We start from the raw sequence: 25,971 nt of genomic DNA, 5'->3' as shown, positions 1-25,971 counted from the left end.
TGCGTCGGCGAACATCGGGACATGGGCCCTCTCGTAGACGACGCGGCGGTGCGCTCAGCAGCACCGACGACCGACGTGCGCGCGGCCTGCTCCTACTGCGGCGTCGGCTGCGGCATCACGGTGTCCACCGACGGCACGGCCGTCTCGAAGACCGTGGGCGATCGCCTCCACCCCGCCAACAAGGGACGCCTGTGCACGAAGGGCGCGACCCACCTCGATCTCATGCGCGCCCCTGGCCGAATGGCCACGGCGTTCGTGAGACCCGAGCGCGGCGAGGACGCCGTGCCGGTCCCGCTCGACACGGCCGTCGCCGAGGCGGGCGCCCGCCTTCGCCGCATCGCCGAGGAGCACGGGCCCGACGCCATCGCCGTGTACGTCTCGGGGCAGATGTCGATCGAGGCGCAGTACCTGTCGAACAAGCTCGTCAAGGGGTACCTGCGGGGCGTCCACATCGAATCGAACTCGCGCCTGTGCATGGCCTCGGCGGGCACGGGCTACAAGCAGTCGCTCGGCGCCGACGGACCGCCGGGATCGTACGAGGACATCGATCTGGCCGACCTCTTCTTCGTCATCGGGTCGAACATGGCCGATTGCCACCCGATCCTCTTCCTGCGGATGGCGGATCGGTTGAAGCGGGGCGCGAAGCTCATCGTCGTCGACCCGCGGCGCACGGCGACGGCCGACCGCGCCGATCTGTACCTGCCCATCGCGCCCGGCACCGATCTCGCCCTCCTCAACGGCCTGCTGCACCTCCTCGTCGAGGAAGGCGCGATCGACCGGGAGTTCATCACCGAGCACACCGACGGCTGGGAGGCGATGCCCGGGTTCCTCGCCGACTATCCGCCCGAGCGCGTCGCGAGAATCACAGGGCTCCCCGAAAACGACATCCGCACCGCCGCGCGCTGGATCGCCGAGGCCGGCGAGTGGATGTCGCTGTGGACCATGGGACTCAATCAGTCCACGCAGGGCACGTGGCACACGAACGCGATCTGCAACCTGCACATGGCAACCGGCGCGATCTGCCGGCCGGGGAGCGGTCCCTTCTCACTGACGGGGCAGCCCAACGCCATGGGCGGCCGTGAGATGGGGTACATGGGCCCCGGGCTCCCGGGGCAGCGCGCCGTGTTCGACGCCGACGATCGCGCCTTCGTCGAGTATGTCTGGGGACTTCCCGCCGGCACGATCCGCGCCGAGGCCGGCACCGGCACGATCGACATGTTCCGATCCATGGCAGAGGGCGAGATCAAGGCCGCCTGGATCATCTGCACCAACCCCGTGGCATCCGTCGCCAACCGCAAGACCGTGATCTCGGGACTCGAGGCGGCAGAGCTCGTCATCGCGCAGGACGTCTTCACCCACACCGCCACCAATGCCTACGCCGACATCCTGCTGCCGGCGACGCTGTGGGTCGAATCCGAGGGGGTCGCCGTCAACAGCGACCGCACGATGACGCTCGTGCCGCGCGCCGCGCAGCCGCCGGGCGACGCCATGCCCGACTGGCTGCTCATCTGCCGGGTCGCGCAGGCGATGGGCTTCGGCGAGGGCTTCGCCTTCGAATCGAGCGCCGAGGTCTTCGACGAGATCCGACGGTTCTGGAACCCGCGCACGGGGTGGGACATCCGCGGCGTCACCCACGAGCGGCTGCGCGGCGGGCCCGTGCAGTGGCCGGCTCCGCCCGGCGACGCGCAGACGCGGCATCCGATCCGCTACCTCAACGACGGGGTGAGCCAGTCGCTGCACGTGACGGAGGCGGGAGCGACGCCGCGGCTCGCCTTCGCGACGCCGTCACGGCGGGCGCAGTTCCTCGCGCGGCCGCACCTCGGGCCGAAGGAGCTTCCCGACGACGACTATCCGTGGATCCTCAACACGGGCCGCCTTCAGCACCAGTGGCACACGATGACGAAGACCGGGAAGATCGCCAAGCTCGTGGGGCTGGATCCCGATCCGTTCGTCGAGATCCATCCCGCCGATGCCGAGCGGCTCGGCATCGCTGCGGGCGATCAGATCGAGGTGTCGTCGCGGCGGGGACGGGTCGTGCTCCCGGCCCGTGTGACCGACCGCGTGCAGCCGGGCGCCTGCTTCGCACCTTTCCACTGGAACGACGAGCACGGGGAGTACCTGACGGTCAACGCGCTCACCAACGACGAGGTCGACGCCGCTTCGCTGCAGCCCGAGTTCAAGTACGCCGCGGTGTCGCTCCGGCGCGTGGGGCCGGCGAGGGCGGAGTCGGCGGAGGGGGGTGCGGCTCCGGCGAAGGGGGAACGGATGCCGCGTCCCGCCGCGGCTCGCGAGCTCGTCGCGCCGCAGCTCGTCGCGCCGCAGCTCGGCGAGTCGGAGAGCGCCTACGTCTCGGGATTCCTGGCGGCACTCGAGGCCGCGCCGGCCGTACCGGGCACCGCCCCCGTTCTGCCCGCGGCGGCGCCGATCGGCCCGCTCGCCCGGGCGTGGGTCGACGGAGTGCTGGCCGGGCTGTACTCGCGGACCCCGCTCGCCCCGGCGGTCGCCGCTGCAGATGCCACGCCGACCGACCGGGTGACGGTGCTCTGGGGATCCCAGACGGGCAACGCCGAAGAGCTCGCGCAGAGCTGCGCCACGACGCTCGCGGAACGCGGCATCCCGACTCGCGTCGTGAGCATGATCGACATGTCGCTCGCCGAACTCGCGGACACCAAGACGCTTCTCGTGGTCACTTCGACCTTCGGCGACGGCGGCCCGCCCGACAACGCCGCCGATCTGTGGGCGGCCCTCCACGGCGACGACGTGCCGGAGCTCTCGGCGCTCGAGTACGCGGTCTTCGCGATCGGCGATCCGAGCTACGACGACTTCTGCGGACATGGCCGCGGCATCGACGCGCGCCTGGCCGCCCTCGGCGCGACGCCTATCGTGCCCCGAGTCGACTGCGAGCCCGAGTACGACGAACCCGCAGCGGCGTGGCTCGAAGGCGTCATCGCCGCGCTCGCTTCAGGGGGCGGTGCGACGGATGCCGCGGCATCCGTCCCCGCCACGAGACGACTGTTCACGCGGGCCAACCCCGTGCGCGCGGCCCTCGTGACCAATGCGCTCCTGAGCGGCCCGGGGTCGCAGAAGGAAGTGCGCCAGTTCGGCTTCGATCTCAGCCGTGTCGGGGTCGCCTACGAGGCGGGGGATTCGCTCGGCCTCGTGTGTGCCAACTCGCCGGCGGTGGTCGCCGAGTGGCTCGAGGTGACGGGGCTCGCCGCGCGCGCCATTGTCGAGGTCGACGGACACGAGCGCTTCCTCGACGAGGCGCTCGCGACGCAGCTGGACATCACTCGGATCACCTCCGACCTGCTGGCCTTCGTCGCCGAGCGCAACAGCGATGCGCTCCTCGCCACGCTGCTGCGACGGGAGAACAAGAGCCGCCTCGAGCAGCACCTGTGGAGCATGCAGGCGGTCGATCTGCTGCGCGAATTCCCCGTGGCCGCGCCGGCGGACGAGTGGATGTCGGTGCTCAAGCGCCTGCAGCCCCGGCAGTACTCGATCTCGTCGAGCCCGAAGACCGATCCTCACGAGGTGCAGCTCACGGTGTCGGTCGTGCGCTTCGAGACCGAGACGGGGCGGCGCAGGGGCGGGGTGGGCTCGACCTACCTCGCCGACGCGATCGGCGGGGGCGAGGCATCCGTCTTCCTGCAGAAGTCGTCGCACTTCCGGCCGCCCGCCGCGGGCGACGTGCCGATGATCATGATCGGTCCCGGCACGGGCATCGCGCCGTTCCGCGGGTTCCTCCACGATCGGCGCGCCGACGGGCACACGGGCCGCAATTGGCTGTTCTTCGGCGAGCAGCACGAGGCCACCGACTTCTACTACCGGGACGAGCTGCTCGCGATGCGCGAGGACCGGTTCCTGACCCGCCTGGACGTCGCGTTCTCGCGCGACCAGCGGCAGAAGATCTACGTGCAGGACCGGATGCGGGAGCACGGCGTCGAGCTCTGGCGCTGGCTGCAGGACGGGGCACACCTCTACGTGTGCGGCGACGCGAGCCGCATGGCGAAGGACGTCGACGACGCCCTGACGGCGATCGCCCGCCAGCATGGCGGACTCTCGGACGACGACGCCGCGGAGTTCAAGAAGGGCCTCATCTCCTCGAAGCGCTACGTGCGCGACGTCTACTGACCCTCGGCCCGAACGAGGAGCGCAGCGACGAGACGAGGAGGCGTGGCCTCCGTCACGGGCGGCACTGCGCTGCTCGCGGGTACGGCGTCGGCCCTCGTCTCGCTTCGTTCGCTCGGGAACCGGGTCGGCCGGGAGCGCGAGAGAGGCCGCACCCGTCGGGTGCGGCCTCTCGGGGACCGGGGGTCAGATGCGCTGGCCGGCCAGGGAACGACGGGGGACGATGTAGACCGCGATCGTCAGGGTCAGCAGAGCCGCGTAGGCGACGACGAACCCGTAGAAGGCCGCCGTGTACGCGCCCGTCGAGGACTGCGACAGGTTGAGCACCTGCGGGATGACGAACCCGCCGTACGCGCCGATCGCCGAGATGAGGCCGAGGGCTGCGGCGGCCTTGCGCTGCATCGCGACCCCCGCGTCGGGGCGCCCCGACCGCGTCACCACGAGGGCGCGGGCGGCGAACACGTTGGGGATCATCCGGTACGTCGACCCGTTGCCGATCCCCGTCGCGGCGAACAGCACGAGGAAGCAGGCAAGGAAGACCCCGAAGTTCTGCAGGGGCAGCGTCCACACGAGGGCGAGCGCGCCGAGACCCATGACGCTGAAGGCGCCCACGGTCACGCGGGCCCCGCCGATGCGGTCGGCGAGTCTGCCGCCGTAGGGCCGGGCGAGCGAGCCCACGAGGGCGCCGAGGAAGGCGAGCGAGACGGCGGCCTGCCCAACCTGGATCGTCGAGAACGCCGGGAACTGATCCGCGATGAGCTTCGGGAAGACGCTCGCGAACCCGATGAACGAACCGAAGGTGCCGATGTAGAGCACGGCGAGCAGCCACAGGTGCGGTTCGCGCAGCGCCGCCGCCGAGGCCGCGGCATCCGATCGCGCATTCGACAGGTTGTCCATGTAGCGCCACGCGCCCCAGATCGCCACCAGGATGAGCGGCACCCACATCCAGCCGGCGAGGGAGAGGTTGAGCGTCGCGGCGGCACCCGCCGTCACGACGATCGGCACCGCGAACTGCGCGACCGCCGTGCCGATGTTGCCGCCTGCGGCGTTGAGGCCGAGTGCCCACCCCTTCTCCTTCTGCGGGAAGAAGTAGGTGATGTTGGCCATCGAGCTGGCGAAGTTGCCGCCGCCGAAGCCCGCGAGGGCGGCGACGGCGAGCATGACGCCGAACGGGGTGTCGGGGTTGCCGACGACGACGCCGAGCAGGAGCGACGGAATGAGCAGCAGGCCCGCCGAGATCATCGTCCAGTTGCGACCGCCGAACCTCGCGACCATGAACGTGTACGGGAAGCGCATCGTGGCGCCGACGAGGCTCGGCACCGAGATCAGCCAGAACGCCTCCGAGCTCGTGAACGTGAAGCCCGCGGCGGGGAGCATCACGACGACGATGCTCCACAGCTGCCACACGATGAAGCCGAGGAACTCGGCGAAGATCGACCAGCCGAGATTGCGCCGGGCGATCGCGCGGCCCTCGGTCTGCCAGAACGTCTCGTCCTCGGGGTTCCAGCCGTCGAGCCAGCGTCCAGGTCGACGCGTGAGCGTCACGGGGGTGGTGCGGGCGGCCGCCTCGGCGCCGCCGTGGGGGGATGTCACGGTCGTGGTCATCGCACTCTCCTCGGGAAGGTATGAAGCGAAGCTACGAGGCGGGTGTTTCGGCCGGTCGGCCCAGTCGGTTACCTCTTCATCACATGTCCGTCACGCCCTCCGCGGGCGGCGGGTGAGGGCGCCGTCACGCGTCGGAAACATGGACGGATGCCTAGACTCGAACCCGTGCGCATCGACATCGTGACGATCTTCCCGGGGTTCTTCGATGTGCTCGACGTCTCTCTCATCGGCAAGGCGCGGGACCGCGGCATCCTGGATCTGCGCGTCCACGACCTCCGCGACTGGACCCACGACCGTCATCGCACGGTCGACGACACGCCCTACGGCGGCGGTGCCGGCATGGTGATGAAGCCCGAGCCCTGGGGCGAGGCGCTCGACGCGGTCCTGGACGAGGAGGCCCTCCTGATCGTCCCGTCCCCGGCGGGGGAGCGCTTCACGCAGAGCCTCGCGCGCGAGCTCGCCGAGGAGTCCCACCTCGTCTTCGCGTGCGGACGGTACGAGGGGATCGACCAGCGCGTCATCGATCACTACGCCGAGCGCGGGCGCGTGCGCAGCGTGAGCCTCGGCGACTACGTGCTCAACGGCGGCGAGGTCGCGGCGATGGCGATGATCGAGGCGGTCTCGCGTCTCGTGCCGGGCGTGGTCGGCAACCCGGCGAGCCTCGTCGAGGAGTCGCACGAGGACGGTCTCCTGGAGTACCCGAGCTACACGAAGCCGCCCGTCTGGCGCGACCTCGAAGTGCCGGCGGTGCTCCTGAGCGGCAACCACGGCGCGATCGCGGCGTGGCGCCGCGAGCAGAGCCTCGAGCGCACGCGGGAGCGCCGGCCCGACCTGCTCTAGTCGGTGTTGAGGCGGTAGCCGCGCTTGACGACGGTCTTGATGAGATCGGGAACGCCGAGCGCCTCCCGCACGCGGGCGACGGCCATCTCCACGGCGTGCGCGCTGTCACCCGACCGAGGCAGCGCACCCTGGAGTGCGGGGCGGGCGACGACCGATCCGTCGGCGTCGAAGAGCACGCCCACGAGCTCCACCCCGGTGCGGGAGAGCGGGAGGTACGCGCCGTCGAGCACGACGCCGCTGCTGCGCAGCTCGAGACGCCCCGCCGTCGTCTCGCGCGAGGGCGCGTGGCCCCCGCCGAAGTAGGTCACGACGGCCCGGACGAGCGACCCCAGCCGACCGCGGTCGGCGACCAGCGGGTCGAGTCCGGCTTCGTGCAAGGGTCCGGCCGTGATGGGGCCGACCGCCGCGAGAAGCACGCGGCCGTGCGCCGAGAGCCGGCGGATGTCGTCGAGCACGCCCTCCCGCCGCGCCGCCTCGAGCCACTCGAAGGCTCCTGGCGCCGACGTGAAGAGCACGGCGTCGACCTCGCCGCCGCCGGTCGCGACCACCGACCTGCGCACCGCCTCGGGGTCGGGCGGGGGTCCCCACCGATAGACCGTGAGGCTCACGACATCCGCCCCCTCGCCGTCGAAGAGCTCGTCGAGACCGTCGGCGCCCGAGCCGTGGTGCTGCACGGCGATGCGCCGGCCCGCGACACCCTCTGCCTGGAGGAACTCGCCGAGCTCCGCGGAGGTCTCGGACTCGGCGACCCAGTCGGCCGTGAGTCCCGCCTGCTGGATCGCGCCGCGCGCCTTGGGTCCCCGCGCGACGATCTGTGCGCCCGCGAAGGCGGCGTGCAGATCGTCGAGGAGCCCCGCCTCGTCGGCGGCCTCCATCCAGCCGCGGAACCCGACGCCGGTCGTCGCGACGACGACGTCGGGCGGATGGGCGATGAGCTCGCGCGTGCGGGCGATGAGGGCCTCGTCGTCGATGTGCGGGACGATCGTGAGCGCCGGCGCGTGCCGGACGGTCGCGCCGTGGCGCTCGAGGGCCGCCGCGAGCTCTCCGGAGCGGCGGTCGACGGCGACGACGATCGTGCAGCCTTCGAGGGCGGCCGACAGTGTGGGGCGTGGAGCTTCGGTCACCGGGTGGCATCGCCGATCAGTTCGGGGGCGGGCAGGAGCAGGTCGGCTCGGGCGACGTCTCCGATCACGATGACCGCCGGGTTGGCGACGCCCGCGGCCCCGGCGGCGGCGACGGCGTCGCCGAGCGTCGTGCGGGTCGTGCGCTGCGCCGGCGTGTGGCCGCTCTCGACGATCGCGACGGGCCGGTCCCGCGGCACGCCCGCTGCGAGGGCGGTCTGCACGAGCCGGGGGAGCGCGGCGACGCCCATGAGCACGACGGTGGTGACGGTCGGGTCGGCGATCGCCGCGACGGTCGCCGCGGTCGTCGGGGCCTGACCGTTGACGACATGGACGGATGCCGCGGTCCCGCGATGCGTCACAGGGATCCCGGCCGCCTGCGGCACCGACACGGCGCTCGTGAGCCCCGGCACGACGTCGACAGGGATGCCGGCCGCCAGACATGCCGCGACCTCCTCCCCACCGCGCCCGTAGACGAAGGGATCGCCGCCCTTGAGCCGCACGACGCGGCGCCCGGCGCGCGCGTGCGCGACGAGGATCCGGTTGATCTCCTCCTGCGGCACGGGGTGGTGCCCCGGGCGCTTTCCCACGTCGATGATCTCGACCTCGGGGTCGAGCTCGCCCACCACGTCGGTCGGACCGAGCCGGTCGGCCACGACGACGTCGGCCTCGGCGAGGAGGCGACGCGCGCGCACCGTCATGAGGTCGACAGGGCCGGGGCCGCCGCCCACGAGGTCGACGCGACCTGCGGCGCCCGCACGGCGGCGCCGCAGGGGGAGCCGGCCCTCGCGCAGGAGCGCCGCGATCGCGTCCCGCAGCCGGCCCGCGCGTCGCGGATCCACACCGGCATCCGACACGACGCCGACCAGGACGTCGCCCGATCGCGTCTGAGCGGTCAGACGCGCCGAGCCGTGGGCGCCGTCCGACGCGTTGATGCAGAGGGTCTTGGCACGTTCGCACGCGGCCGCGATCGCGGCATCCGTCTGCGCGTCACCTGTCGCGGTGTGCACGAGCCAGGCATCTCCGACGTCGTCGGCGCGCGCCGGCCGGGGGTCCCAGACGAGCCTGTGTGTCGTGGCGAGCAGCCGGACCTCGTCACTCAGTTCGGGGGAGACGATCCGCACGATCGCACCGTCGTCGAGGAATCGCTGCAGCCGGCGTGCCGTGACGGCGCCGCCGCCCACCATGAGCACGTCGCGGCCCGCCAGCGAGACACCCAGCATCGTCGTCATGACCGCACCGCCTTCAGGTAGACATCCCCGTCGCGCACCGCGACGGGCCAGACGGCGAGGCGCTCCGCGTCCTTGCCCTGCGTGTCGAGGCAGACGCCCGTGCGCAGATCGAAGACCTGCTTGTACATCGGCGAGGCGACGGTGGGGGCGTCCTGCCGCGTTCCCACGATGCCCCGCGAGATGACGTGGGCGCCGCTGTACGGGTCGAGGTTCGACACGGCGTGCACGCGGCCGCCGTGGGTCAGGAAGAGGGCGACCTGCGCGTCGCCCACGAGCGCGGCGCGGCCCCGCTCCACCTCGAGATCCGCGAGGGCGCACACGCGCACCCAGGACGTGTCGGTCGTCGAGGTCGGGGCCGGCTGTGTCAGCGTCATCGGCGTACCTCCAGAGTCGTCCCCGCGATGAGCACACGGCTGTCCTCGCGCTCCTCGGCGGTTGCGGGCCGCGGCTGACCGCGCTCGACGGTATAGGCGAGCGAGGGGTCGGGAGTCGTCGGCGCGTTGACGAACGAGGCGAAGCGCCGGAGCTTCTCGGGATCGTCGAGCGTCGCCTTCCACTCGTCCTGATACGCCCCGATGTGCGCGGCCATCGCCGCGTCGAGGTCGGCACAGATGCCGAGGCTGTCCTCGAAGATGACGGCACGCAGGCCCTCGATGCCGCCCTCGAGATCTTCGAACCACGGCGCCGTGCGCTGCAGGCGGTCGGCGGTGAAGATGTAGTACATCAGGAACCTGTCGATCGCCGTCAGCAGCTCGGCGTCGCTCAGGCCCTCCGCGAGGAGCACGGCGTGCCGAGGCGTGAAGCCGCCGTTGCCGCCGACGTACATGTTCCAGCCCGCCTCGGTCGCGATGACGCCGACGTCCTTGCCCCGTGCTTCCGCGCACTCGCGCGCGCAGCCCGAGACGCCGAGCTTCAGCTTGTGGGGCGAGCGCAGGCCGCGGTAGCGCAGTTCGAGCTCCACAGCCATTCCGACGGAGTCCTGCACGCCGTAGCGGCACCACGTCGATCCGACGCACGACTTCACGGTGCGAAGCGACTTGCCGTAGGCGTGGCCCGACTCGAAGCCCGCGTCGACGAGACGCTTCCAGATGTCGGGGAGCTGCTCGAGGCGCGCGCCGAACAGGTCGATCCGCTGTCCGCCGGTGATCTTCGTGTACAGGTTGAAGTCCTTCGCGACCTGGCCGATCACGAGGAGTCCCTCGGGCGTGATCTCGCCCCCTGGAATGCGCGGCACGACGGAGTAGCTTCCGTCCTTCTGCAGGTTCGCCATCACGTGGTCATTGGTGTCCTGCAGCGCCGCATTCTCGCCCTCGAGGACGTGCGTGCCGGTGAGGGTGGCCAGGATGCTGGCGAGAGCGGGCTTGCAGGTGTCGCATCCCCGGCCCGCGCCGAAGCGTTCGATGACCGTGCTGAAGGTGCGAAGGCCCGAGACGCGCACCGCGTCGAACAGCTGCCGACGCGACATGTCGAAGTGCTCGCACAGCGCGTTGCTGAGCGCCGCACCCGACTTCGCCAGCTCCGTGCCGAGGATCTTCTTGACCATCGTGACGCACGAGCCGCAGGCGGCTCCGGCCTTCGTGCACGACTTGATGGCCGCGACGTCCGTGCAGCCCTCGTCGTGCACGGCGTGGCGGATCGCCCCCGCCGTCACGCTGTTGCACGAGCACACCAGCGCCTCGTCGGGGAGCTCCGCCGTGGGTGCCGCGACGCCGCCGTCGGGCATGAGGTACGCCGCCGGGTCGCCCCCGAGCGATCCCCCGACGAGCGGTCGCAGCGAGCCGTACGCCGAGGCGTCGCCGACCAGGATGCCGCCGAGGAGCGTCTTCGCGTCGTCCGAGAGCACCAGCTTCTTGTAGACGCCGGCCACGGGGTCGGAGTAGACGACGTCGAGCGCCCCGGGCGTCTCCGCGAACGCGTCGCCGAAGCTCGCGACGTCCACTCCCGAGAGCTTGAGCTTCGTCGACAGGTCGTAGCCGGGGAAGGATGCCTCGCCCCCGAGGAGCCTGGTCGCCGCCACCTCCGCCATCGCATAGCCGGGAGCGACGAGGCCGACGCACAGGTCGTCGAAGTTCGCGACCTCGCCGATCGCGAGGATGGCGGGATCGGATGTGCCGCATCCCTCGTCGATCAGCACGCCGCCCCGGGGGTGGACGGCGAGGGCCGCCTCGCGTGCCAGCTCGTCGCGGGGCCGCACGCCGACCGTGAACACGACGACGTCGGCGGCGGCGTAGGAGCCGTCGCGGAACTCGAGCGCGGCCACCTTCCCCGACCGGTCGGCGTCCAGGCGCGTCGTGATCGAGCCGGTCTTGACCGCGATGCCGCGGGACTCGATGAGCCGGCGGAGCGCGGTGCCCGCCGGAAGATCCAGCTGCGCCGACATGAGACGGTCGGACGACTGCACGACGGTGGGCGCGACATCCAGGCTCTGAAGCGCACCGGCGGCCTCGAGGCCCAGCAGTCCGCCGCCGATGACCATCCCGGTGAGGGGCCGGCCGAGCTCGCGAGCGCGGCTGTCGACGAAGGCCCGCAGACGCTCGACGTCCTCGAGCGTCCGGTACACGAAGCAGCCCTCGTGGCCGAACCCGTCGACCGCGAGACGGGCGGCATACGAGCCCGTCGCGAGGACGAGCCGGTCATACCGCTCGACGCGTCCGCCCGCCGTCGTCACCGTCCGGGCGCCACGATCGATCCGCACGACGGGATCGCCCGACACGAAGGCGACGCGCTCGTCGTCGAGCACGGAGCGCTCGAGGGTCAGATCCTCCGGCGACGCTCCGGCGAAGTAGCCGGTCAATCCCACGCGATCATACGGATGCCGCGGCTCTTCGCCCAGCACCGTGACACGCCACGTGTCGTCGCTGCGGCTGAGAAGGCTGTCGACGAAGCGGTGTGCCACCATTCCCGCACCCACGACGACGACGTGCGCGCCGGGTGACGGGGTGGAGCTCATGGCGCCACGGTAGGCGGACGATGTTGCCGTTTCGTCAGCGCCGTGTTTCCGGCTCTTGACGTCGCTCGCCGCTCGCTCGAGCGATTCCTGCGATGCCGACTCGGTCATGTCGCCTCCTGTCGATGACGGGTGGGGGATGGCGGCCACGCTAGGAGCACGGTGTTTCGGCGCTCGGACGGGTCGCGTTACCCTCAGCGAACGTTTCCCTCACGGTGGCCTCGGACCCGATGTGAGATGGCGGTGAGGCATCCGTCACACACGCACCGCACGGCGCGCAACCCCCGCTGCCCGGTCATCGACGCTGGGTAGGGTGGAGAACCATCCCAAGGAGGACCTCTGTGCAGGCTTGGCCCGGCTCCGCATATCCGCTCGGCGCGACGTACGACGGCAATGGCACCAATTTCGCCCTCTTCAGCGAGGGGGCAGAACGCGTCGAACTGTGTCTGTTCGGCGATCGAGGCAAGGAGACACGCGTCGAGCTCCGAGACGTCGACGCGTACGTGTGGCACGCGTACCTCCCCAACGTCGGTCCCGGCCAGCGCTACGGCTACCGCGTGTACGGCCCGCACGACCCGTCATCGGGACTGCGGTTCAACCCCAACAAGCTCCTCCTCGACCCCTACGCCAAGGCGGTCGACGGCCAGGTGCGCTGGAACCAGTCGGTCTTCGGCTACGACTTCGGCGACCCCGACTCGCGCAACGACGAGGACTCCGCGTCGTCGATGATGAAGGGCGTCGTCGTCAATCCGTTCTTCGACTGGGGCGGCGACCGCCTGCCGAAGACGCCGTACTCCGAGACGTTCATCTACGAGGCGCACGTCAAGGGGCTCACCGAGCTTCACCCGGCGATCCCCGAGGAGATCCGCGGGACGTACAGCGCCATCGCGCACCCCGTCGTGATCGAGCACCTCAAGCGGCTCGGCGTCACGGCGCTCGAGCTCATGCCCGTGCACCAGTTCGTCAACGACTCGACGCTCGAGGAGAAGGGCCTCTCCAACTACTGGGGCTACAACACGATCGCCTTCCTCGCGCCGCAGAACACCTACTCGGGCACGGGCGACCGCGGCCAGCAGGTGCAGGAGTTCAAGGGGATGGTGCGGGCGCTTCACGCCGCCGGCATCGAGGTGATCCTCGACGTCGTGTACAACCACACCGCCGAGGGCAACCACATGGGCCCGACGCTCTCGATGCGCGGCATCGACAACGCCGCGTACTACCGCCTCGAAGACAAGGACAAGCGGTACTACACCGACTACACCGGCACGGGCAACAGCCTCAACGTCGGCAACCCGCACGCGCTCCAGCTCATCATGGACTCGCTGCGGTACTGGGTGCTCGAGATGCACGTCGACGGCTTCCGCTTCGACCTCGCTGCCACCCTCGCGCGCGAGTTCTACGACGTCGACCGCCTCGCGACCTTCTTCGAGCTCGTGCAGCAGGACCCGGTGGTCTCGCAGGTCAAGCTCATCGCCGAGCCGTGGGACATCGGTCCCGGCGGCTACCAGGTCGGCAACTTCCCGCCGCAGTGGACGGAGTGGAACGGCAAGTACCGCGACACCGTCCGCGACTTCTGGCGCGGCGAGCCCGCGACGCTCGGCGAGTTCGCGTCGCGCCTGACCGGCTCGGCGGACCTCTACGAGCACTCGGGACGCCGGCCCGTGGCATCCGTCAACTTCGTCACCGCGCACGACGGCTTCACGCTGCGCGACCTCGTGTCGTACAACGAGAAGCACAACGACGCCAACGGCGAGGACAACAACGACGGCGAATCGCACAACCGGTCGTACAACCACGGCGCCGAGGGCCCCACCGACGATCCCGAGATCCTGACGCTGCGCGCGCGCCAGCAGCGCAACTTCATCGCCACCCTGATGCTCTCGCAGGGCGTTCCGATGATGCTGCACGGCGACGAGCTCGGCCGCACGCAGGACGGCAACAACAACGGCTACGCGCAGGACAACGAGCTGACGTGGGTGCACTGGGATGCCGCAGACCAGCCGCTCATCGAGTTCGCGGCCGCGCTCGCGAAGATCCGCAAGGAGCACCCGACCTTCCGCCGTCAGCGCTTCTTCAACGGGCGCCCGGTGCGTCGCGAGGAGGGCGCCCCCGTGCCCGACATCGTGTGGGGCCGCCCCGACGGATCGCAGATGCAGCCGGAGGACTGGGAATCGGGCTTCGGCCGCGCGATCAGCGTCTTCCTCAACGGCAAGGGCATCCGCGAGCGCGATCGCCGCGGCCAGCCGATCGACGACCGGCACTTCATCATCCTCTTCAACGCCGGCGACGAGCCCGTCGAATTCCACATCCCCGAGGTCGACTTCAGCCCGGTGTGGGACATCCTCGTCGACACGGCGGGGGAGCAGGCCGGCGGCGATCCGATCGAGCCGGGCGGCGTCGTCATGGTCCAGGCGAAGGCCCTCATCCTCCTCTGCGAGCATGTCGCCCCCGAGATCGAGGCCGACCACTCCGTCGCCGCGTCCGTCGCCGCGTCGCTCACCAACTCCCTCGACGATGTGCCCGCGGGTGCGCCGAAGTCCGAGGTGGAGCACTAGCCCATGCCTCCCGCGTCGACCTACCGCCTCCAGATCCGGAGGGCGTTCGACCTGGATGCCGCGGCCGAGGTCACGGAGTACCTCCGTGACCTCGGTGCGGGCTGGGCCTACCTCTCGCCGCTCCTGCAGGCCACGACGGGCTCGGATCACGGCTACGACGTCGTCGATCCGTCCCGCGTCGACCCCGCCCGGGGCGGTCGCGAGGGCCTGGACCGCTTCGTCGCCGCGGCCCGTGCGGCCGGTCTCGGCATCCTCGTCGACATCGTCCCCAATCACATGGGCGTGGCCGATCCCGCGCAGAACCCGTGGTGGTGGGACGTGCTCCTGCGCGGCCGCGGCTCGCGGTACGCCGAGGCGTTCGACATCGACTGGGAGTACGGCGACGGCCGCGTGCGGGTGCCGATCCTCGGGCGCGAGCTCGACGATGTGATCGAGGCCGGCGAGCTCACCGCAGATCCGGCACCGGGCCCGCAGACGCCGTTCGGCCACGTGCGGTACTTCGACCACGTGCTGCCGCTCGCCGAGGGGACGGCTCCCGAGCGGGCGACGACGGATGCCGCGTCCCTCCGCGGCATCCTCGAGCGCCAGCACTGGCAGCCGATGTTCTGGCGGCGCGAGGCGTCGGAGCTCAACTACCGGCGGTTCTTCGCCGTGACGACCCTCGCGGGCGTCCGCGTCGAGGTCCCCTGGGTCTTCGACGAGACCCACGCCGAGATCCTCCGGTGGGTGCGCGACGGCCTCGCCGACGGCCTGCGCGTCGACCACCCTGACGGCCTCCTCGATCCGGGCGGCTACCTGCAGCGCCTGGCCGAGGCGACGGACGGGGCCTACGTCCTGATCGAGAAGATCCTCGAGCACAGCGGCACCGACCACCCCGAAGCCCTCCCCGCCTGGTGGGAGACCGACGGCACCACCGGGTACGACGCGATGGCCGAGATCGACCGCGTGCTCATCGACCCCGCGGGGGAGGACGCCCTCGATCGCCTCGACGCGCGCCTGCGCGCCGATTCGGGCCTCGAGCTTCCCGTGCCGTACGCGGACGTCATCCACGGCACGAAGCGCATGATCGCCGACACGATCCAGGTGTCGGAGATCCGCCGCCTCGTGCGGTGCCTCCCCGAGACGATCGAGGGCGCCGACGACGCCCTCGCCGAACTGCTCGCGTGCTTCCCGGTGTACCGCTCCTACCTCCCGGCGGGGCGGGAGAACCTCGACGCGGCCGCGGCCGAGGCATCCGTCCGTCGTCCCGAGCTCGCCGACGCGATCGCGCGACTGGTCGCGGTGCTCGCCGACCCCGCGCTCGAAGTCTCTCAGCGCTTCCAGCAGACCACGGGCCCGGTCATGGCCAAGGGCGTGGAAGACACCGCGTTCTACCGCCAGACGCGTCTCGGCACCCTGACGGAGGTCGGCGGCGACCCCGGCGTCTTCTCGCTCTCGGTCGACGGCCTGCATCGGGCCTTCGCGGGGCGGCAGGCCGGCTGGCCGCACAGCATGACGTCGCTGTCGACCCACGACACCAAGCGCGGCGAGGATGTCCGCGCGCGCCTGTCGGTGCTGGCAGAGCTCCCGGAGCGCTGGAGCGAGGCGCTCACACGTCTGCGCGGCATCGCCTCGACGGGGCACGGACCGTTCGACAGCCTCCTGTGGCAGGCGATCATCGGCGCGTGGCCGGCGACCCCGGAGCGGCTGCACGCGTACGCCGAGAAGGCCGCACGCGAGGCCGCCGAGGCGACGGGGTGGTGGGACCCCGACGCCGCCTTCGAGGAGCGCATGCACGACCTGGTCGACGCGGCGTTCGGCCGCGGGACGGCTCTCGTGAACGACTTCGTCCGCGAGATCCGCCCGTACGGCTGGTCGAACTCGCTCAGCGCGAAGCTGCTGCAGCTCGCCGGCCCCGGCGTGCCCGACGTCTACCAGGGCTCGGAGCTGTGGGAGACGTCCCTCGTCGACCCCGACAACCGGCGGCCCGTCGACTTCGCGGCGCGCCAGGCGCTCCTCGCCGAGATCGACGCCGGATTCCCGCTCGGCGACCTCCCGCCCGTCGACAAGACCGGGGCCGCCAAGCTCCTGGTGACCTCCCGCGCCCTCCGGCTGCGCCGCGACCGGCCCGGCCTGTTCACGCGCTACACCCCGATGACGGTCGTCGGCGAGGCATCCGCTCATGCCGTCGCTTATGACCGCGGCGGCGCCGTGGCCGTCGCGACACGCCTCCCGGTCGGCCTCGACCGCCGCGGCGGCTGGGGCGACACGGCGCTGCTGCGCCACGCGGGCGCGTCGATCGACGTGCTGACCGGCCGCCGCTTCGAAGGCACCGTCGTCCCCCTCGCCGAACTGCTCTCGCGCTACCCCGTGGCGCTCCTGGCTACCGAGGAGGATTCGTGATCGAGGTCTGGGCACCCCGCGCCCACCGCGTACGGCTGCGGCATGGGGGAGTGGATGCCGATCTCCGCCTCGAGGACGGCGGCTGGTGGCGCGCCGACATCGACCTCGCCGACGGCGAGGAGTACGGCTTCGTGCTGGACGACTCCGAGGTCGCCCGTCCCGATCCCCGGTCGCGTCGACAGCCCCGCGGTGTGCACGACCTGTCGGCATGGTTCGACCCGTCGACGTTCTCATGGACGGATGCGTCGTGGACGGGGCTCCAGCTCGCGGGCGGCCTCATCTATGAGCTGCACCTGGGCACGTTCACCCCCGAGGGCACGCTGGACTCCGCGATCGGCAAGCTCGACCACCTCGTCGACGTCGGCGTGACGCACATCGAGCTGCTGCCGGTCAACGGCTTCAACGGCGTGTGGAACTGGGGCTACGACGGCGTGCTCTGGAACACCGTGCACGAGGCCTACGGCGGCCCGGCCGCCTACCAGCACTTCGTGGATGCCGCGCACGCCGCGGGGCTCGCCGTGATCCAGGACGTCGTGCACAACCACCTCGGGCCGAGCGGCAACTACCTGCCGGAGTTCGGCCCGTATCTCCGCGACGGGAGCCGCAACACGTGGGGCTTCAGCCTCAACCTCGATGAGCCGGCGGTCCGCCGCCACCTCCTCGACAGCGCTCTGATGTGGATGCGCGACTACCACGTCGACGGCCTCCGCCTGGACGCGGTCCACGCGCTGAAGGACGACGCCCCGGTGCACATCCTGCAGGAGCTCGCCGAGGCATCCGATGCCCTCTCGGCGCACCTCGGGCGCCCGCTCTCGCTCATCGCGGAGTCCGACCTCAACGATCCGCGGCTCATCCTGCCTCGCGAGGCCGGCGGCTATGGGCTGACGGCGCAGTGGAGCGACGACTGGCACCACAGCGTCCACGTCGCCCTGACGGGGGAGACCTCGGGCTACTACGCCGACTTCGCCGCACTCGACGCGGTGCCGAAGACGTGGACGCGGGGCTTCTTCCACGACGGGACGTACTCGTCCTTCCGCGGTCGCGACCACGGTGGTCCCATCCCGCCGCAGGTTCCCGCGTGGCGCCTCGTGACCTTCGCGCAGGACCACGACCAGATCGGCAATCGCGCGGCGGGGGATCGCCTCAGCCAGATGCTCTCGTTCGAGCGGCTCGCCGTGGCGGCCGTCCTGACGCTCACGGCTCCCGGCACCCCCATGCTCTTCATGGGGGAGGAATGGGGGGCCTCCACACCGTGGCAGTTCTTCACGTCGCACCCCGAGCCCGAGCTCGGCGAGGCGACGGCCGAGGGCCGCATCGCGGAGTTCGCGCGAATGGGATGGGATCCGCACATCGTGCCCGACCCACAGGACCCCGAGACGTTCCTCCGGTCGAAGCTCCGCTGGGACGAGGTCTCGGAGGGCGACCATGCGCGGCTCCTCGCCCTCTACCAGGGTCTCGCGCGGCTGCGGCGCGAGCGACCCGAGCTCACCGACCCCGCCTTCGCGTCGCTGAGCGGCGAGGCGGTCGACGTCGACGGCGGCCGTGTCTATCGCCTGCACCGCGGCGATCTGCTCGTGCTCGTCAATCTCGGCGACGAGCCGGTGCGCTTCGAGGGGACCGATGAGATCCTGCTGGCGACGGATGCCGCCACCGCCGTCGTCGAGGGGTCGCTCGTGCTTCCGCGCGACAGTGCGGCCGTCGTGGTGACGAGCGCGGACGCGCAGCCGCCGTCAGTCGACGCCGAGGAATGACCTGTCGGTCAAGACGATCGGGCCGTCATCGGTGATCGCGATGGTGTGCTCGGAGTGCGCGCCGCGCGAGCCGTCGGCGCTTCGCAGCGTCCACCCATCGGGGTCGGTGATGAGCTGGTCGGTCGTCGCCAGGAACCACGGCTCGAGCGCCAGGACGAGCCCCGCGCGCAGCGGGTAGCCGCGGTTCGCCTTGCCGTCGTTGGGCACGTGCGGATCGCCGTGCATGACGCGGCCGACGCCGTGGCCGCCGAAGTCGGTGTTGATCTCGTAGCCGGCGGCGTGGGCGACCTGTGCGATCGCGTACGAGATGTCGCCGATGCGGTTGCCGACGACAGCCGCCTGGATCGCGGCATCCAGCGCGCGCTCCGTCGTGTCGATCAGCGCGAGATCCTCGTCGCGCGGCGTGCCGACGACGAACGAGACGGCGGAGTCCGCGACCCATCCGTCGATCGACACGGCGAAGTCGAGCGAGACGAGGTCGCCGTCGCGGATGGCGTAGTCGAACGGGAGACCGTGCAGCACCGCGTCGTTCACCGACGTGCAGATGACCTTGCCGAACGGGCTGGCGCCGAACGACGGGTGGTAGTCGATGTAGCACGACTCCGCCCCGGCACGGCGGACGAGCTCGTGCGCCCGGCGGTCGATCGCCAGCAGGTTCGTCCCCACCTTCGTCTCGTCACGGAGGGTCGCGAGCGTCTCTGCCACGAATCGTCCGGCGGGTCGCATGGCCTCGATCTCGGCCGGTGTGCGCAGCTCGATCATCGCGCTCCTCTCAACCTGTCCATTCTGCCGGTTTATCCACGAGGTCGCTGGGAGGATGCCGGTGGGACATCGCGAACCCCTGCCGCCGGGCGCCGACCGGCGTACCATCGGTCGCATGTGGCTGCGACGTGCGTTCTACAGCTGGCTCTTCCCGGCTGCGTTCCTGCTGCCACTGTGGCTCCTGGTGGGATGGGCGGTCTTCAACGCCGGCGGCTGGGCGTTCCTGTGGGTGCTCTTCCTCGCGATCCCGGCCGTCTTCGTGGGGCAGATCGTCCTCACCCTTTTGGTGCGGGCACGGGGCACGGTGCGTGCGCAGCGGGCCGTCTCGTGGTGGGACGTCCTCGGCTTCGCCGTCTGGCACCTGATGATCATCTCGCTGGGGCTGTTCGTCGAGGCGTGGTGGGCCCCTGTCATGGTGCTCACGATCATCGCCGGCGTCGGCCTGTTCTGGCTCACGCTCTGGCAGCTCTGGCGCGAGGCCCGGCCGTCGAGCATGCTCATGTACACGACGGAGGGGGTCGCCTACCTCCCGCCTCATACGATCCCGGATGCCGCGTCCTCCGCTCCGCGGACGCCCGGCGAGGCCGACAGCGTCTTCGTCATCACCGAGAAGCACGAGCCCGACGCGCGCTGACCGAGGCGTTTTGGCCGGTCACGGCATCCGTGGCAGAATGGCTGTTTGTGCCCTGACCCGGCTCTGCCTCAGGGGAGTCAGCCGGCCGAAGCGATTCGGACGGCCTCGGGCACACGACATCCTTTTCCCTTTTTTTCGCGGTCGACCTGTGGCGGCCGCAGGAAGTGACGATCATGCAGATCCTCGACGCCGTCGATGCGGCCTCGCTCCGCTCCGATATCCCCGCCTTCGCCCCCGGCGACAACGTGAAGGTGCACGTCAACATCACGGAGGGCAACCGCTCCCGTATCCAGGTCTTCCAGGGCGTCGTCATCGGCCGCTCGGGCGACGGCGTGCGCGAGACCTTCACGGTCCGCAAGATCAGCTTCCAGGTCGGCGTCGAGCGCACGTTCCCCGTGCACAGCCCCGTCATCGACCACATCGAGGTCGTGACCCGCGGTGACGTCCGCCGCGCGAAGCTCTACTACCTGCGCAACCTCCGTGGCAAGAAGGCCAAGATCAAGGAGAAGCGCGACCGCTGAGTTCTCCCGCACGATGCCCCGAGGCCGCCGGCCCGGGGCATCGTCATCTGGCGGAGCAGGACGCGTCCCTCGAAGACGACGCGCGCCGCGGCCGATCCCGCCGGAGTATGCGACCCTTGAGTGGACGGCCCCCGATCTCCCGGGCGAGCCCGGCGAAGGACCCACATGACGACCGAGCAGACGGCTTCCGCTGAGCCCGTTCCGACGCCGCACTCGTCGTCCGGCCACGAATCGCGCGGCCGCGGCTGGCTGCTGTTCCTGCGCGACGTCGTCATCATCGTGCTCGTCGCGATACTGGTGTCGTTCCTGGTCAAGACGTTCGTCGTCAGGTCGTTCTACATCCCCTCCGGGTCGATGGAAGACACGCTGCTCGTCAACGACCGGATCCTGGTCGACGAGATCACGCCCCGTTTCGGCGGCTACGAGCGCGGCCAGATCGTGGTCTTCCGAGACCCCGGCGGATGGCTGCCGCCGTCGCCCGAAGACACCAGGCCGCCGATCGAGCAGGGCCTGGACTGGCTGCTGTCGCTCGTGGGGCTCTCGGCTCCCGACAGCGACGACCACCTCATCAAGAGGATCATCGGCCTGCCCGGCGACCACGTCGTCTGCTGCAACGCGATCGGCCAGATCACGATCAACGGCGTGCCGATCGACGAATCCTCCTATCTCAAGCTCCCGGGCGGCGAGACCGCGGCATCGGGCGATCCGTTCGACGTGGTCGTCCCCGCCGGGAGCCTGTGGGTGCTCGGCGATAACCGCTACCGCTCCAAGGACTCGCGCTACAACCAGGACCAGCCGGGCGACGGCTTCGTGCCGATCGACAACGTCGTGGGCCGGGCGTTCATCATCACGTGGCCGCTGTCGCGGTTCGGCATGCTCGACTTCCACCCGGGCGTCTTCGCCGGGGTACCCGACGCGGGCAGCTCGCATCCCGACCAGGGAGACGGTGATCCGGGGCAGGGGACCGACAAGAGCGGTCAGGGGACCGACGAGAGCGGCTCGACCGAGCCGAGCGACGCGGTGAGCCCTGCCGGGGAGGCCCCCGGATCGTGACCGTCGTCGAGCCGCGGCTGACTCTCGAACGCCGGCTCCTCAAGGAGTGGCCGATCGTCATCGCGTGCGACGAAGTGGGGCGCGGCGCCCTCGCCGGTCCGGTTGCCGTCGGCGCGAGCGTCGTGACGGCGGCGGATGCCCGGCGGCGGGTCCCGCAAGGGCTGCGCGACTCGAAGCTCGTGCCGGAGCCCAAGCGCGCCGAGGTAGCCTCGCGGGCGGCGAAGTGGGTGTCGGTCAGCGCCGTCGGCTGGGCGAGCAATGACGAGATCGACGAGATCGGCATCATCCGCGCGCTGGGTCTCGCGACGATCCGCGCTCTGGCCGACCTGCGCACGCACGGCGTGGTGCCCGAAGAGGCCATCGTGATCCTCGACGGCAACCACGACTACATCACCCCTGCGGGTGCGACGGGACTAACGGTGCGACCCGTCATCAAGGCCGACCGTGACTGCGCGAGTGCGGCCGCGGCATCCGTCATCGCGAAAGTCGCGCGCGACGCCCTCATGACGGGCCTGCACGACGAGCTGCCCGCCTACAACTGGGCGAGCAACAAGGGCTACGCGAGCCCCGACCACCGCGAGGCGATCCGCGCGCACGGGATCAGCCGGCACCACCGCGCGTCGTGGTCGATCACCGACGCGCCGACGCTCTTCTGAGACGGCGCTCTTCTGAGACGGCGCTGCGGTCGCCGCCCGGCGCTCAGCTGTCGAGCGAGAGCTCTTCGGGCAGGTGGAAGTCGCGGCGCGACAGCTCTTCGACGTTGACGTCCTTGAACGTCAGCACGCGCACGGCCTTCACGAACCGGTCGGCGCGGTAGATGTCCCACACCCAGACATCGTTCATCGTGATCTCGAAGTAGAAGTCGTGCTCGGTGTCGCGGCGGACGACGTTGACCTCGTTGGCGAGATAGAACCGTCGCTCGGTCTCGATCACGTACTGGAACTGCGAGACGACATCGCGGTATTCGCGATAGAGCGCCAGCTCGAGTTCGCGGTCGTAGTCCTCGAAGACTTCGTCATCCATGGTGCCTCCATCCTAGACAGGCGGGGCCGTCGCCCGGTTCGGTGTGTCGGCGCGCATCCGCTCCTCCCCGGCGTGGCATTTCGGACGGAAGTGCACGGATGCCGCGGCCCGGCCCGAACGCGGCGGACCGCCCGAGCGACGATGCCGGAATGGCAGACAAAGACGTGCTCGGACGCGCGGGCGAGGAACGCGCCGCGCGCTACTACGAATCGCTCGGCTTCGCCGTGCTCGCCCGCAACTGGCGCGCCCCGGGCGGAGAGCTCGACCTCGTCGTCGTTTCCGCGCGGGAGCTCGTCGTCGTCGAGGTCAAGACGCGGCGGAGCGAGGCTTTCGGGCATCCCTTCGAGGCCGTCGGCGAAGTCAAGAAGGCCCGCCTGTGGCGGCTCGCGATGGCGTGGATCGCGGCGCACCCCGCCTCGGCGCAGGGTCGTCGGCTGCGGATCGACGCGATAGGGCTGATCGGGCCCGACCCCGCGACGGCATCGCTCGAGCACCTCGCGGGCATCGTATGACCGTCGCGCGCACGTGGTCGGTCGCCCTCTCGGGCCTGGAGGGGGCGCTCGTCGAGGTCGAGGCCGACCTCTCGAACCAGACTCCGGGGTTCCAGATCATCGGCCTTCCCGACAAGGCCCTCGGCGAGGCGGCACGGCGGGTGTTCAACGCCTGCGCGAACAGCGGCCTGCAGCTGCCGCGGCGCCACGTCACCGTCAATCTTTCGCCCGCGAGCCTGCCCAAGAGCGGCTCGGGATTCGATGTGGCGATCGCGATCGCGTCGCTGGCGACCGAGATCAGGATGGATGCCGCGTCCGTCGCCGCGACCGTGCATCTGGGCGAGCTGGGGCTCGACGGGCGGCTCCGCCCCGTTCCGGGCGTGCTGCCGGCCGTCGCGGCCGCGGCGCAGGCCGGCGTCCGGCGCATCGTGGTGCCGTGGGCCAACCGCGAGGAGGCCGAGCTCGTCGACGGCGTGACGGTGCTGGGCGCCGTCGACCTCGCCGAGGTCGCCCGCTGGCACGGCGCGAAGGTCGAGACCGTCGACCGCGAACCGGTCGCAAGGGCCGTCACGGCGAGCGAAGAGCCGGCGCCGCCGGATCTCAGCGACGTGATCGGCCAGCGCGAGGCCGTCGACGCGCTGATCGTCGCCGCGGCGGGCGGCCATCATCTCCTCATGTCCGGTCCGCCGGGCGCCGGCAAGACGATGCTCGCACGCCGTCTCCCCGGCATCCTTCCCGCTCTCGACGACCGGGCGGCACTGTCTGTCGCCTCGATCCGCTCGCTCTCGGGCGAGGCGGTGACCACGCTTTCCCGCACCCCGCCGTTCGAGGCTCCGCATCACTCCGCGAGCGTCGCTGCGCTCGTCGGCGGAGGTTCTCGGCAGGTGCGTCCGGGGGCGATCGCACGGGCGAGCGACGGCGTGCTCTTCCTCGACGAGGCGGGGGAGTTCATGGGGTCGGCGCTCGATGCGCTGCGCCAGCCTCTCGAGGGCGGGGCCATCGTCATCCATCGTGCCGGCGCGACGGCCGCCTTTCCGGCGCGCTTCCAGCTGGTCCTTGCGACGAACCCCTGTCCGTGCGGCAACTACGGCGTCGTCGGTGGAGCGTGCGTGTGTCCCGCGATGGCCATTCGCCGCTACCTCGGGCGCCTGTCCGGTCCGCTGCTCGACCGCATCGACATCGAGCTGGCTCTCACCCGCGTCGCGGTCGCGCATCGCACCTCGTCCGCCGAGCACGCCACGACGACGGCGGCGGCCCGCGAGCGCGTGGGGGAGGCGCGCCGGCGCGCCGCGCATCGTCTCGCCGAGACACCGTGGCGCGTGAACGCCCACGTCTCCGGCACCTGGCTGCGTGAAGGGCCACAGGCGCCGTCGCCGGTCGTGCGCCGCCCGCTCGATGCCGCGCTGCACCGCGGCGCGCTGACTCTGCGCGGCTATGACCGCGTCCTCCGCGTCGCCTGGTCGATCGCTGATCTCGCGGGCCGCGGCGCGCTCAGCATCGACGACATCGGGCGCGCTCTGTACCTCAAGAAGGGAATCACGCCATGACGGCTTCCGCCTCCGCCCTCGCCGCGGCCCAGCGCGCACTGCCTGCGCTCCTCTCGAACCGGCCCGACCCCGTCGGCTGGGCGGAGGAGGAGCAACTGGCCGCACGGGTCGTCTGGAGTCACCTCGTCGAGCCCGGCGACGCCGTCGCGAGCCGCCTCATCGCGGAACTCTCCCCGCTCGGCGCTCTCCAAGCACTCGAGGCGCGCGATCAGCTCTCGACACAGGATGTCGCGGCGACGGACTTCGCCGAGGGTCGCAGGCGCTGGCTGCCTCGCCTGTCGGCGGCCTCCATCGAGACGTCCCTCGACGTCGCCGATCGCGTGCAGGCACGGCTCCTCGTGCCGGGCGACGCCGAGTGGCCGCAGCAGGTCGACGACCTCGGTCCGCACGCGCCGCTCGCGCTGTGGGTGCGGGGCCAGCCCGGCATCCTCGCCCGCCTGCAGCCGTCCGTCGCGATGGTGGGGGCGCGCGCGGCGACGTCCTACGGCGAGCACGTCGCCATGGAGGTAGCGGCCGACCTGGCCGGCTCCGGCATCCCGATCGTCTCCGGTGCTGCGTACGGCATCGACGGAGCCGCACACCGCGCGTCGCTCGCGGCGGGAGGCGCCACGGTCGCCCTCCTCGCCGGCGGCGTCGACAGGCCGTACCCCGCGGGGCATGCTGATCTCATCGAACGCATCCTGGTGTCGGGTGCGGTCGTGAGCGAAGTGCCGTGCGGCTCGGCTCCGACCAAATGGCGCTTCCTGCAGCGCAACAGGATCATCGCAGCCCTCGCCGAGGTCACCGTCGTCGTCGAAGCCGGGTGGCGAAGCGGCTCGCTCAACACGGCATCGCACGCCCTCGCGATCGGCCGCACGGTGGCGGCGGTACCCGGCCCCGTCACGAGCGCGGCGTCGGCGGGCGCCCACCGTCTGTTGCGCGAGGGGGCGATCTGCGTCACGAACGCCGACGATGTGCGCGAACTGCTGCGTGAGACCGGCATCCTCGAACACCTCGAACACCTCGACCACCTCGACCACCGAGGCGGCGACGTCGGGGGACGCGATGATCAGGGCCGTGATGAGCGGGGCCGCGACGATCGGGGCCGCGACGAACGGGGCGACGAGCGACCGCCGACCGACGACAGGTCGCGGGTGCGCGACGCGCTCAGCACACGCGTGTGGCGCGACCCCGACGAGCTGGCCCGCCGCAGCGGCATGGCTGCCACCGACGTCGAGAGCGTGCTCGGGCTCCTGGCGCTCAGCGGCGAGGTCGAGAGCGGCTTCCTGGGCTGGCGGCGCGTGCCCTCCCGCTGAGCCCGGCGGCGGTGCCGGTGCCGGGCTGCCGGCGTCGGAGTCACGCCCGCCGAGCGCCGGAGCCGGTGCGCCGTGCCGTGCGCG

At 71.1% G+C, this 25,971-nt stretch carries 18 protein-coding genes and 1 pseudogene; 12 read left to right on the top strand and 7 right to left on the bottom strand.

All coding sequences use genetic code 11. The annotated features are described in order from the left end of the window. The first annotated feature begins 21 nt into the window (after positions 1–21). Entirely contained in the window at positions 22–4,131 is a 4,110-nt protein-coding gene (locus tag ACSBPH_RS02180) for a molybdopterin-dependent oxidoreductase (RefSeq protein ID WP_442575981.1), read from the top strand. A gap of 183 nt (positions 4,132–4,314) precedes the next feature. On the opposite strand, the gene ACSBPH_RS02175 is transcribed toward ACSBPH_RS02180, so the two are convergent. Further along, positions 4,315–5,733: an MFS transporter gene (locus ACSBPH_RS02175; RefSeq protein WP_442575980.1), complete on the bottom strand. Its 1,419-nt coding sequence runs from the start codon at positions 5,731–5,733 to the stop codon at positions 4,315–4,317. 165 nt (positions 5,734–5,898) lie between these two features. Here ACSBPH_RS02175 and trmD point away from each other — a divergent pair, with 165 nt between their 5' ends. Then, a complete protein-coding gene (gene trmD / locus ACSBPH_RS02170) occupies positions 5,899–6,573 on the top strand; it encodes a tRNA (guanosine(37)-N1)-methyltransferase TrmD (protein ID WP_442577227.1) in 675 nt (224 codons plus the stop codon). On the opposite strand, the gene ACSBPH_RS02165 is transcribed toward trmD, so the two are convergent. From ACSBPH_RS02165 to nirB, 4 genes are read right to left on the bottom strand one after another with little or no spacing between them, the layout of a single operon-like run. After that, complete coding sequence (locus ACSBPH_RS02165; RefSeq protein WP_442575979.1) at positions 6,570–7,697, bottom strand: uroporphyrinogen-III synthase; 1,128 nt, start codon at positions 7,695–7,697, stop codon at positions 6,570–6,572. The genes trmD and ACSBPH_RS02165 overlap by 4 nt on opposite strands. Next, positions 7,694–8,926 carry a uroporphyrinogen-III C-methyltransferase gene (cobA, locus tag ACSBPH_RS02160; protein WP_442575978.1) on the bottom strand — a complete coding sequence of 411 codons (1,233 nt, stop codon included), beginning with the start codon at positions 8,924–8,926 and terminating at the stop codon, positions 7,694–7,696. The genes ACSBPH_RS02165 and cobA overlap by 4 nt, the downstream gene beginning before the upstream one ends. Next, entirely contained in the window at positions 8,923–9,300 is a 378-nt protein-coding gene (gene nirD / locus ACSBPH_RS02155; RefSeq protein ID WP_442575977.1) for a nitrite reductase small subunit NirD, read from the bottom strand. The genes cobA and nirD overlap by 4 nt, the downstream gene beginning before the upstream one ends. Then, positions 9,297–11,876: a nitrite reductase large subunit NirB gene (nirB, locus tag ACSBPH_RS02150; protein ID WP_442575976.1), complete on the bottom strand. Its 2,580-nt coding sequence runs from the start codon at positions 11,874–11,876 to the stop codon at positions 9,297–9,299. The genes nirD and nirB overlap by 4 nt, the downstream gene beginning before the upstream one ends. A 338-nt stretch (positions 11,877–12,214) precedes the next feature. Between nirB and glgX the strand changes: the two genes are divergently transcribed. From glgX to treZ, 3 genes are read left to right on the top strand one after another with little or no spacing between them, the layout of a single operon-like run. Continuing rightward, positions 12,215–14,428, top strand: coding sequence for a glycogen debranching protein GlgX (gene glgX, locus ACSBPH_RS02145; protein ID WP_442575975.1), 2,214 nt, complete (start codon positions 12,215–12,217; stop codon positions 14,426–14,428). 3 nt (positions 14,429–14,431) lie between these two features. Further along, positions 14,432–16,810, top strand: a complete 2,379-nt coding sequence (gene treY, locus ACSBPH_RS02140; protein WP_442575974.1) for a malto-oligosyltrehalose synthase — start codon at positions 14,432–14,434, stop codon at positions 16,808–16,810. Then, entirely contained in the window at positions 16,807–18,561 is a 1,755-nt protein-coding gene (gene treZ / locus ACSBPH_RS02135) for a malto-oligosyltrehalose trehalohydrolase (RefSeq protein WP_442575973.1), read from the top strand. The genes treY and treZ overlap by 4 nt, the downstream gene beginning before the upstream one ends. Here treZ and map read toward each other — a convergent pair. After that, positions 18,541–19,323 carry a type I methionyl aminopeptidase gene (gene map / locus ACSBPH_RS02130; RefSeq protein WP_442575972.1) on the bottom strand — a complete coding sequence of 261 codons (783 nt, stop codon included), beginning with the start codon at positions 19,321–19,323 and terminating at the stop codon, positions 18,541–18,543. The two genes, treZ and map, sit on opposite strands and share 21 nt — an antisense overlap. A gap of 115 nt (positions 19,324–19,438) precedes the next feature. On the opposite strand from map, the gene ACSBPH_RS02125 reads away from it, so the two are divergent. The 4 genes and pseudogenes from ACSBPH_RS02125 to ACSBPH_RS02110 all read left to right on the top strand — a co-directional run bounded on the left by ACSBPH_RS02125 (position 19,439) and on the right by ACSBPH_RS02110 (position 22,187). Continuing rightward, a complete protein-coding gene (locus ACSBPH_RS02125) occupies positions 19,439–19,957 on the top strand; it encodes an MFS transporter permease (RefSeq protein ID WP_442575971.1) in 519 nt (172 codons plus the stop codon). 173 nt (positions 19,958–20,130) lie between these two features. Next, complete coding sequence (gene rplS, locus ACSBPH_RS02120) at positions 20,131–20,478, top strand: 50S ribosomal protein L19 (protein WP_442575970.1); 348 nt, start codon at positions 20,131–20,133, stop codon at positions 20,476–20,478. 165 nt (positions 20,479–20,643) lie between these two features. Next, a pseudogene (gene lepB / locus ACSBPH_RS02115) lies at positions 20,644–21,396 on the top strand (signal peptidase I); the annotation flags it as partial. A gap of 131 nt (positions 21,397–21,527) precedes the next feature. Further along, the gene (locus tag ACSBPH_RS02110) at positions 21,528–22,187 is read left to right on the top strand and encodes a ribonuclease HII (RefSeq protein ID WP_442575969.1); all 660 of its coding nucleotides are present in this window, start codon (positions 21,528–21,530) and stop codon (positions 22,185–22,187) included. 43 nt (positions 22,188–22,230) lie between these two features. On the opposite strand, the gene ACSBPH_RS02105 is transcribed toward ACSBPH_RS02110, so the two are convergent. After that, positions 22,231–22,554, bottom strand: a complete 324-nt coding sequence (locus ACSBPH_RS02105) for a DUF2469 family protein (RefSeq protein WP_442575968.1) — start codon at positions 22,552–22,554, stop codon at positions 22,231–22,233. 149 nt (positions 22,555–22,703) lie between these two features. On the opposite strand from ACSBPH_RS02105, the gene ACSBPH_RS02100 reads away from it, so the two are divergent. Genes ACSBPH_RS02100 through dprA form a run of 3 tightly spaced genes read left to right on the top strand, consistent with a single transcriptional unit; the run spans position 22,704 to position 25,887 of the window. Then, a complete protein-coding gene (locus ACSBPH_RS02100) occupies positions 22,704–23,066 on the top strand; it encodes a YraN family protein (RefSeq protein ID WP_442575967.1) in 363 nt (120 codons plus the stop codon). After that, on the top strand, positions 23,063–24,592 hold the full coding sequence (locus tag ACSBPH_RS02095) for a YifB family Mg chelatase-like AAA ATPase (RefSeq protein WP_442575966.1): 1,530 nt from the start codon (positions 23,063–23,065) through the stop codon (positions 24,590–24,592). Before ACSBPH_RS02100 ends, ACSBPH_RS02095 begins: the two co-directional genes overlap by 4 nt. Next, positions 24,589–25,887, top strand: coding sequence for a DNA-processing protein DprA (dprA, locus tag ACSBPH_RS02090; RefSeq protein WP_442575965.1), 1,299 nt, complete (start codon positions 24,589–24,591; stop codon positions 25,885–25,887). Before ACSBPH_RS02095 ends, dprA begins: the two co-directional genes overlap by 4 nt. The last annotated feature ends 84 nt before the right edge of the window (positions 25,888–25,971 follow it).

The organism is Microbacterium sp. F51-2R (assembly GCF_052180235.1).
Classification (GTDB): Bacteria; Actinomycetota; Actinomycetes; order Actinomycetales; family Microbacteriaceae; genus Microbacterium.
This window is presented reverse-complemented; position numbering and strand designations above follow the sequence as displayed.

What these genes read in the sequence shown, in the direction of transcription:
- ACSBPH_RS02180 (WP_442575981.1), top strand. Translation starts at nt 22, where the DNA reads ATGGGCCCTCTCGTAGACGACGCGGCGGTGCGCTCAGCAGCACCGACG.
- ACSBPH_RS02175 (WP_442575980.1), bottom strand. Translation starts at nt 5,733, where the DNA reads ATGACCACGACCGTGACATCCCCCCACGGCGGCGCCGAGGCGGCCGCC.
- cobA (WP_442575978.1), bottom strand. Translation starts at nt 8,926, where the DNA reads ATGACGACGATGCTGGGTGTCTCGCTGGCGGGCCGCGACGTGCTCATG.
- nirD (WP_442575977.1), bottom strand. Translation starts at nt 9,300, where the DNA reads ATGACGCTGACACAGCCGGCCCCGACCTCGACGACCGACACGTCCTGG.
- nirB (WP_442575976.1), bottom strand. Translation starts at nt 11,876, where the DNA reads ATGAGCTCCACCCCGTCACCCGGCGCGCACGTCGTCGTCGTGGGTGCG.
- treY (WP_442575974.1), top strand. Translation starts at nt 14,432, where the DNA reads ATGCCTCCCGCGTCGACCTACCGCCTCCAGATCCGGAGGGCGTTCGAC.
- map (WP_442575972.1), bottom strand. Translation starts at nt 19,323, where the DNA reads ATGATCGAGCTGCGCACACCGGCCGAGATCGAGGCCATGCGACCCGCC.
- ACSBPH_RS02125 (WP_442575971.1), top strand. Translation starts at nt 19,439, where the DNA reads ATGTGGCTGCGACGTGCGTTCTACAGCTGGCTCTTCCCGGCTGCGTTC.
- rplS (WP_442575970.1), top strand. Translation starts at nt 20,131, where the DNA reads ATGCAGATCCTCGACGCCGTCGATGCGGCCTCGCTCCGCTCCGATATC.
- ACSBPH_RS02105 (WP_442575968.1), bottom strand. Translation starts at nt 22,554, where the DNA reads ATGGATGACGAAGTCTTCGAGGACTACGACCGCGAACTCGAGCTGGCG.
- ACSBPH_RS02100 (WP_442575967.1), top strand. Translation starts at nt 22,704, where the DNA reads ATGGCAGACAAAGACGTGCTCGGACGCGCGGGCGAGGAACGCGCCGCG.
- ACSBPH_RS02095 (WP_442575966.1), top strand. Translation starts at nt 23,063, where the DNA reads ATGACCGTCGCGCGCACGTGGTCGGTCGCCCTCTCGGGCCTGGAGGGG.
- dprA (WP_442575965.1), top strand. Translation starts at nt 24,589, where the DNA reads ATGACGGCTTCCGCCTCCGCCCTCGCCGCGGCCCAGCGCGCACTGCCT.